Annotated in this window: 6 protein-coding genes; 3 read left to right on the forward strand and 3 right to left on the reverse strand. The window is 67.6% G+C overall.

Annotation, left to right across the window (positions count from 1 at the left end; genetic code table 11):
- Positions 1-2: 2 nt before the first annotated feature.
- On the forward strand, positions 3-1,760 hold the full coding sequence (locus Q0U08_RS14250; RefSeq protein ID WP_298092086.1) for a DUF885 family protein: 1,758 nt from the start codon (positions 3-5) through the stop codon (positions 1,758-1,760).
- A gap of 31 nt (positions 1,761-1,791) precedes the next feature.
- Here Q0U08_RS14250 and Q0U08_RS14255 read toward each other — a convergent pair whose 3' ends face one another.
- From Q0U08_RS14255 to Q0U08_RS14265, 3 genes are all read right to left on the reverse strand, one after another.
- Positions 1,792-2,877, reverse strand: coding sequence for a TrkA family potassium uptake protein (locus tag Q0U08_RS14255; RefSeq protein WP_298092089.1), 1,086 nt, complete (start codon positions 2,875-2,877; stop codon positions 1,792-1,794).
- Positions 2,878-3,006: 129 nt separating this feature from the next.
- Positions 3,007-3,750, reverse strand: a complete 744-nt coding sequence (locus tag Q0U08_RS14260) for a glycosyltransferase family A protein (RefSeq protein ID WP_298092091.1) — start codon at positions 3,748-3,750, stop codon at positions 3,007-3,009.
- A gap of 89 nt (positions 3,751-3,839) precedes the next feature.
- On the reverse strand, positions 3,840-6,737 hold the full coding sequence (locus tag Q0U08_RS14265; RefSeq protein WP_298092093.1) for a TonB-dependent siderophore receptor: 2,898 nt from the start codon (positions 6,735-6,737) through the stop codon (positions 3,840-3,842).
- 122 nt (positions 6,738-6,859) lie between these two features.
- On the opposite strand from Q0U08_RS14265, the gene Q0U08_RS14270 reads away from it, so the two are divergent.
- Positions 6,860-8,137, forward strand: coding sequence for an extracellular solute-binding protein (locus Q0U08_RS14270; RefSeq protein WP_298092094.1), 1,278 nt, complete (start codon positions 6,860-6,862; stop codon positions 8,135-8,137).
- Positions 8,134-8,991 (forward strand): carbohydrate ABC transporter permease (locus tag Q0U08_RS14275; protein ID WP_298092096.1); only part of this gene is annotated, 858 nt, incomplete at its 3' end. The genes Q0U08_RS14270 and Q0U08_RS14275, both read left to right, overlap by 4 nt.

An 8,991-nucleotide genomic window follows, 5' to 3' on the forward strand; every position in this document is an offset into this window, starting at 1 on the left:
GGGTGGCGGCTTGGCCGCGTCTGGCGCACGGGGCCGGGGGGCAGCTCGACGGCGCGTTGCGGGAGATGCTGGACCGGTTCTTCTATGAGCGGCTGGAGGACGCGCCGGAGCAGGCGACGTCGCTGGGGCTGGATAGCGGGGCGAGGGCCGGGCTGAAGGCGCGGCTGTCCGATGCGTCGCGCGCGGGCGAGGCGCGCGCCTTTGCGCGGGCGCGCCGCGAGCAGGCGGCGCTCCGGACGATCCCGCGGGCCGCGCTGGGTGAAGCCGCGAAGCTGGATTACGACGTCGTCTCCTACAGCCTGGAACGGGTGATCGCCGGCGAGCGATACGGCTTTGGATCGAGCGCGGGCCGCTATGCGCCCTATGTACTCAGCCAGCTTGCCGGCGCTTACCGCGACGTGCCGGACTTTCTGGCGAACCAGCACCGGGTGCAGAACGCCGCGGATGCCGACGCCTATGTGTCGCGGGTCGAGGCCTTTGCCGGCACCATCGATGCCGAGACCGAGCGCCAGCGCGAAGACGCGAGCGCAGGCGTGTTCGCGCCCGATTACATATTGGACACCACGTTGAATCAGCTTGCCGCGGTGCGCGACAAGGCGCCCGAGGCGACCGGCCCGACCCGCGACCTCGCCGCCAAGCTGAAGGCCGCCAACCTGCCGCCGGAGCGCGCAGACGCCGTGGCGACGTTGATGCGCGAACGGGTCTTTCCCGCGCTCGACCGGCAGCGCGCACTGGTGACCGAATTGCGCGGGCGTGCAGTGCATGACGCGGGCGTGTGGCGCCTGCCGGATGGTGCCGGCTACTACGCCGCGGCGGCGAGCGCCGCGACGACGACCGAGCTGTCGGGCGACGAGATCCACCGGCTGGGGCTGGCACAGGTGGCGGAGATCGGCGCGCGGATCGACGCCATCTTGCGCGCCCAGGGCATGCAGCAGGGCAGCGTCGGCGAGCGGCTGGTCGCCTTGAACAAGCGTCCCGATCAACTGTACCCCAACACCGATCCGGGCCGCGAGGCGCTGCTGGCGCAATTGCGCGGCCAGATCGCGGCAATGACGAAGCGGCTGCCCGAGCAGTTCGCCGTGCTGCCCCGCGCGCCCGTCGAGGTGCGACGCGTGCCCGAGGCGATCCAGGCGGGTGCGCCGGGCGGCTATTACCAATCCGCCTCGCTGGATGGAACGCGGCCGGCCATCTACTTCATCAACCTGCGCGACACGTTCGACCGGCCCAAGTTCGGCCTCGCCACGCTCAGCTATCACGAGGCGGTGCCGGGCCACCACCTGCAGGTGATGTCCGCGCTGGAAAGCGAGGATATTCCGCTGATCCGCCGGCGCGGCTTCTATTCCGGCTATTCGGAGGGCTGGGCGCTCTATGCCGAGCAACTGGCCGACGAGATGGGGCTGTATGACGGCGACCCGCTGGGGCAGGTCGGCTATCTGCAATCGCTGCTGTTCCGCGCGACGCGGCTGGTGGTCGATTCCGGCATGCACGCGAAGCGGTGGAGCCGGGAAAAGGCGACCGATTACCTGATCGCCACCACCGGCATCGCGCGCGGACGCAGCCAGGCGGAGATCGACCGCTACACCGTCTGGCCGGGTCAGGCGTGCAGCTACAAGATCGGCCACACCGTGTGGACCCGCCTGCGTGACGAGGCGAAGCGCAAAGCGGGCGCCAAATGGGACCCCAAGGCGTTCCACCGCATCCTGGCCATGGGGGCCATGCCGCTCACGGTGCTGGAGAAGATCGCACGCGAACGCATGTAGCCGGCGAGGGGCTGATCACGGGGCGGCGGCGTTATCCGGTGCCCTCGACCAGCTCGATCACCATATCGCCCGCGGCCAGACGGGCGGCGTCGGGTTCCAGCACGCCGATCGCACGGTCGCCGCGATAGATGCGGACGACCTGGCCGCCGGCGATGTCGCGCGGCGATCGGCCCACTTCCTCTGCCCGGACCGCACGTTCGCGCAGTTCGATCTTGCCGCCGCGGGTAACGAGATCGGCGACATAATCGGCAATGTGCGGCCCGGCGGTACACTGCGCCAGCAACTGCCCGCCAAAGCTGACCGGGTTGACGATGATGCTGGCACCCGCATCGCGCGCCAGCAACTCGTTCTCGATCGCGGCGATCGACACGGCCACCCCGGCTTCGGGAGCAAGGCGCCGGCAGGTAAGGATGATCAGGACCGCGGTGTCATCCCGGCCCGGGCAGACGATCACGTTGCGCGCCGCCTCCACCTTCGCGATCTCCAGCACCTTGTTGTGCGTCGCATCGCCCTCGACCGTGGCGACGCCCCATTCCTGCGCGATGCGCAGCCGCTCCGTATCGGTGTCGACCACCACGATACGTTCGGGCGCATGGCCGCGCTCCAGCAATTCGCCGACCGCAGCCGACCCCGACCGGCCATAGCCGCACACGATGACGTGATCGCGCAATTCCCGCCTGACGAGGCCCATCCGCCACCGCTCCCATCCTTGCCTGAACATGAAGCTGTACGCGCTGCCGAGGAAAATAAGGAACACGAAGATGCGGATCGGCGTGACGACGAAGGTGTCGAACATCCGCGCGGAATTGCTGACCGGCACAATATCGCCGTAACCGACCGTCGTGACGGTGATGACGGTGAAATAGACGATGTCGAGAAAACTGACGCTGCCGTCGATATTATCGCGAAGCCCGGTGCGGTCGATCCAGTGCCCGCCCAGCGCGATGCCGACGAGGAGCAGGACCGCGGCACCGCGGATCGCCAGCGTGGTCAGCGGACTGAGCCGCCCGGCCCGATAGAAGCGGGGGCGGATCGCCAGCACCGCGGCGGGCGCCGCCATCCGGCCGGGAGTCAGCGCGCGCGGTCTGGCAGGTCGGGCGCGGTGATGATGATGCACGATCCTGCCCTTTGGCTTTAGCTGGCGACGATACCCCTGATAGCATAGGTTGCGAACAAGGCATCCGGGCAAGAACACCTGCGTTCAGGCACGGCACCGTCCGCGGAAGGAGCCTGACCCGCCCCGGCCTCAGGCGTCTTCCAGCGTCGACAGGTAGGGATGCGCCAGGACGCGGCGGGCATTTTGGGCGCCGATCGCGGTGTCGTTGACCAGCCGGCCGCCTGCAACGGTGCGATACTGCGCCACCACCGCATCGATCCGGGCAAAGCGCGCACCGGCAGCCGCACAGCGGGTGTAGAAATCCCAGTCGTTGCAATTGTGGAAGGACGGGTCGAAGCCATTTACCGCTTCCACCGTCGCGCGGCGCACCATTGCCCAGGACGGTCCGATCACCCCGCCCTGGCGCAGCGCCACCCGGATATCGTCACCCCACCAGCCGCATTCGGCCGGGCCGGGTTCGCCGTCACCCTCCACCCGGGAAAAGTGACCGCACACCACATCCGCCTCCGCACCGCCCGCGATCAGGGCCTCGGCCGCACCGGGCAACCAGACGTCGTCGCTGTCCAGAAAGGCGATCCACGGCGACCGGCACAACGCGGCACCGACATTGCGCGCATGGGACGCACCGCCGTTGCGCGGCAGGATGGCGGCAAGAACGCGGGGTCCATGGGCCAACTCCAGCGCATGGATCGCGGCGCCGCTGTCATCGGTCGATCCGTCGTCGACCACGACGACGCGCGCCGGGGCATGATCCTGCGCCAGCACGCTGGCGACGGCATCGGAGACGACATGGGCACGGTTGTAACAGGGAATGACGACGTCATAGGCGGGCAGCGGCAGGTCCACTGCGAACAGGTCGGCGATGCTGTGCATGCCATAGCTATGTGCAGCGCAGCATCACCAATCAAGTGGCACGACGCGATACCGTGTCCAAAAACGTACCATCACGCAATTTCATAGACTTAACGACCAACATTTACACGCGCGCCGGCGTAGAGAAACCGTCCGACCGGGGAGATCGGCACATTGGTTTCGAAGCCGATATCGGGCTTCTGATCAGCCAGGTTGTTGACTCCCGCATAAAAGGCCAGTCCCTCGTTCGCGCGGACCTGCACCTGCACGTCATGCTGCCACAATTCCTTGAAGCGGAAATAGCGCGGATCGACAAAGGACGGATTGTCATCCGTCGTGATCCGCGCAAAGCGGCGCACCCCGTTTTGCCAACGCAGATTATAGCTGAGCGTCAGCGCCTCGATCGTCCAGGTCGGCGAGAAGGTCAGGTTGTATTTGGGCCGGAACGGCCGGTCACGGTTATTCTCAACCACCGCCCCCGGCGTCGCGATCTGTTCCAGCCGGTGCAGATAGCCGCCGACCAGCCGCAAGTCGAACGCACCCAGGCGGCCGGCCGGCACCTGATAGGCGACGTTCAGCTCCAGCCCGGCGGTGCGGAAGGCGGCGACGTTTTCCGGCTGCACGACATAGCTGTCGATATAGCCGCTGCCGCTCGCCCGGCCGATCGTCTGGCAAAAGGGATTGTCCGTCGTCGGCTGGTCGACGCACAATTGCGCGATGGTGGTGGCGCTCGCCGTGTTGATCGCGTCGCGCAGGCGGATATCGTACCAGTCGAGACCGACCTGCAACCGTGGGATGAAGCGCGGACGCAGCACGACGCCGGCCGTCCAGGTCCGCGCCACCTCCGCCCGCAGGTCGGCATTGCCCTGTCGCACGCCGGGGATGTTGACGTTGGCGTTGGGATTGTTCGCCGCGATGAAGGTCGCCGGATCGCCCCCGGCCGCCGTGATCAGCGCGCGGCAATTGGCGTCGCGGAACTGCGTCCCCTGGTCGCGATTACCCAGATAGCAGGGATCGCTGACGAAATCGCTGGCGCCGGTGCGTGGGCGGAAGATCTCGGCGATGTTGGGCGCACGCACCGACCGGCCATAGGAACCGCGGATGCTGATATCCTCCACCGGCGCCCAGATGCCGTTGAACTGATAGGCGCGCGTGCTGCCCACCGTCGAATAGTCCGAATAGCGCCCCGCCGCGCCGACCGACAACAGATGCGCGAAGGGCAGGTCCTTCAACAGCGGCACGTTCAATTCGCCGAATGCTTCCCACACGTCGAACCGGCCGCTGGACGGGGTCGGAATGACATATTCGTCATATTGGTAGAAGATGTTGTCGACCAGCTCCTGCGCCGGGCGGAAGCGGCTGGACTCGCGGCGATATTCGCCGCCCACCGCGAACTGGACCGGCCCGCCGGGCAGGCGGAAGATTTGTCCGAAATCGCCGGTCAGCGCCGCGTTCACCACATGCTGTTCGATCCGCGCATCGCTGACCGGATCGAACAGATAGTAGTCGAACGATGCGGGGTTCACCGTGTTCGCGCCAAAGGTGTTGACGGGCACGCAGCCGGCTGCCCGCGCCGCGGCGGAGCGGCAGACGATCGCCCCCGTCAAGGGGTCGCGCACCGCATCCAACGCCTCGGTAAACTGCGTCGCCAGCCGGTCGTTCAGCTTCGTCGCGCGCAGATCGGTGCGGCCATAGGTATAGGATATGTCATAGGCGGCATGTTCGCTGATCGCGCCCGCCGCATCCACCACCCCGCGCCAGGTGCGGCGCCGGTCCCGCTCGCCGCGGCGGGGAATGTCGAAATTGTTGCGGCTGATATCGATCGATTGCAGCCCCGCCGCATTGGCCGCCGCCAGGATGGTGGCGGGAATGAAGGGATTGTCGAGCGCGATCGTCGCGGGATAATTGCCGCCATAGGCGGCAAAGGTCGTCACCTCCGTCTGGACGAACTTGCCCTCCACGCTCAGCTTGAACGCGTCGGACGCATCGAACCGGCCGAGCAGGTTGAAGGCATGGCGCTCGGTGCGCGGAAAGATGTCGCCGATATAGCCGGCCACCGGCGTATCGTCCCCACCGATCGAATAGCCGTCATTGTCCAGCCGCAGGCCCGGGGTGTAGATCGCGCCGTCGCCCCGGTAGCGGACGCCGCCGATATCGACGATGCCGTAGGTGGAACTGTCCGGATAGCGCAGGTCACGCACCGGCCCCGACTGGTAGCTGCCCGGCCGCGCGGGATCATAGCCGTTCAGGTTGACGAAGTTGGCGCGGTTCGCCCCCCTCAGAAAATCGCGATCGTCATTGGCGAGCGGGTCCTCGCCATAATATTCATAGGCTGCGGTCAGGTTTGCGCGGTTGTCGGCGAAGTTGCGCCCGACGATGACCGAGGCGAAGCGGTTCCCGGCATCGCCGCGCTCCGCAATCCCCACCTGCCCGCGCGCCGCCACCCCGTCGAAATCGCGGCGCAGAACGAAATTGACCACTCCCGACACGCCGTCCGCGCCGTAGATGGCGGAGGCCGCGCCGGTCAGCACGTCGACCCGCTCGATCAGGTCGGTGGGGATCGCGTTGATATCCACCGCAGCGGTGTCCGGTTGCCCCGCGACATGGCGGCGACCATTGACCAGCACCAGCGTCCGCTCCGGCCCCAGCCCGCGCAGGTCGAGCAGGTTGAGCCCGACCTGGCCCAGCGCGCCGTCCGCCTGCGCATTGCCGGCCGTGCGCGTGCTATCCAGCGAGTTGGTGAGCGCGGGCACCCGCTGCAGAAAGCTGGTGACGTTGGTGTTGCCCGATTGTCGGATGCGTTCCGCATCGAACGACACGATCGGATTGGGTGCTTCATAATCGGGGCGCTGGATGCGCGATCCGGTGACCACGATATCGGCCGCCGGCGCCTCAGCGGTATTATCCGGGGTGGGCTGATCGACCTGCTGCTGTGCGAAGGCGGGCATGGCGAGGCAAATGGCCACGCCGCCAAGCAGGGCGTGACGCGAGAATGTCGGCATCGGCATCGGTGATGTCCCCCTGACGTGCGGCCCTGGACGATCTGTTCTGTTTTAATCCATGATAAATAGCGACGGACCAATTGGTTGCACGCTGGCTCCGGCGCTTTGGACGTGCCACAAAAAATACCATGGGTGACCCCTTCATTGTGCGCCCGTCGCAACAGGCCGCCGGCATCAACCGGCGCACGATGCTCGCTGCCGCCCTGGCCGCATCCGCCTGCGCGCCCGGCCGCGACGCCCGCGCGCTCCGCTTTTGGGCGATGAGCTATGAGGGCGATTATGCCCCGCACCTGATGCCGGCCTTTACCCGCGCGACGGGCATCCCGGTGGAGGTGCAGTCGCTGCCCTGGACCGCCGCGCACGAAAAGCTGCTCACCGCCCATGCCGGCGCGGCGATGCCCGACGTGCTGATGCTGCCCGCCGGCTGGGTAGGCGAGTTCGCGATGGTCGGCGCGCTCGCGCCGGTGCGGGATGCGGCGCTGCTCGCCGGGGTGTTCCCCTCGACCCGCGCGGCGGGACGCTACCGGGGGCAGGATTATGCGGTGCCATGGTCGGTCGCCCCGCAGGCGCAGTTCTTCGCACGCGACCTGCTGGCGGGTGCCGGCTATGCCGCGCCGCCGCTCGATTGGGCGGGCTGGCGCGCGATGGGAATGGCGCTGAAGCGACGCCGGCCGGACGAATGGGTGTTCCTGATGCCGCTCAACTGGTGGGACGCGCTGTTCACCTTTGCCGGGCAGACCGGTGCGAACGGCTTGCGCGATCGCAACACCCGCGGCGACTTCGCCGCGCCGGCCTTTGTCGAGGCCCTGGCCTTTTACAAATCGTTGTACGACGATCGGCTGGCGCCCACCATGCTGTCCACCGAATTGCAGGACCCCTTCGCGGCATTCGCGCAAGGGCGCTTCGCCATCTATCCGCGTTCGCCCGCGATGCTGCTCGACCTGCGGCGCCGCCGCAGCGAGATGGCGCAGGACCGCTGGGGCGTCGCGCGCATGCCCGGCCCGCACGGGGCCGGTGCGGCAAGCGGCATCAGCGCCAGCCTGTGCGTCGCTGCCCGCTCGCCCCGCGCCGACGATGCCTGGGCGCTGGTTCGCCACATGACCGACATTCCCGCCGAGCTGGAGTTCCAGCGCCTGATCGGCAGCCTGCCCGCGCGCATGGCGGCGTGGTCCGCGCCGCAGATGCAGGCACCGGTACTCGCCCCCTTTCGCGAGCAGATGCAGCACCCTGCCTCTGCCCCCGACATCGTCGAATGGGAGCGCATCCGCATCGAGGTGCAACTGGTCGCCGAGCGGCTGGTGCGCGGGCAACTGACCATGGCGGAGGCGACGGCCACCATGAACGCCCGCGCCGACGCGATCCTGGCCAAGCGCCGCCAACTGGTCGCGGCGGGGCGGATCGCATGACGCGCCAGTCGCGCACCGCCTGGGCGTTCGTCGTGCCGGTGCTGGTGATCATCGCGCTGGTGTTTGTGGTGCCGACGGCGCTCGCGCTGGCGCTCAGCGTCACCGATTACAGCGTCTATGCGCTGGCCGACTGGTCGAACCTGCGCTTCGTGGGGCCGGGCAATTTCATCACGCTGCTGTCCACGCCCCTGTTCTGGCGGGCGCTCGGCAATACCGCGCTGTTTGCAGGCCTCGGCGTACCGATGGCGATCGGCACCTCGCTGGCCGCCGCGCTGCTGCTGAACGATGCGACGGTGCGGTGGAAGCCGTTGTGGCGCGTCGCGCTGTTTGCGCCTTATGTCACCAGCGTGGTCGCCACCGCGACCGTGTGGCAGTTCCTGCTGAACACGCGCTTCGGCCTGCTCAACCGCGGCCTGGCGACGATCGGCATCGCGCCCGTAGACTGGCTGGGGAACCCCAGCCTGTCGATCCCGGCGATCCTGCTGTTCGTGACGTGGAAGATCTTCGGCTACAACATGATCGTGTTCACCGCCGCCCTGTCCGCGGTGCCGCATGATCTGATGGAGGCGGCGCGGATCGACGGCGCCTCGCGCTGGGGCCGCTTCCGCCACGTCACCCTGCCCGCGATCGGCCCGACGCTGCTGCTGGCGGCGGTGATGAGCGTCGCGGGCTTTCTGCAACTCTTTGCCGAGCCCTATGTGATGACGCAGGGGGGACCGTCGCAAAGCACGGTGACGGTGCTGTATTTCATGTTCGACGAAGGCTTCAAATGGTGGAATTTGGGGCAGGCGAGTGCGGTCGCGCTGATCCTGTTCGTGCTGATCCTGGCCCTGACCGCGGTGCAGGCGCGCATC

Origin of the sequence: uncultured Sphingomonas sp. (assembly GCF_946477935.1) — a bacterium.
GTDB lineage: Bacteria > Pseudomonadota > Alphaproteobacteria > Sphingomonadales > Sphingomonadaceae > Sphingomonas.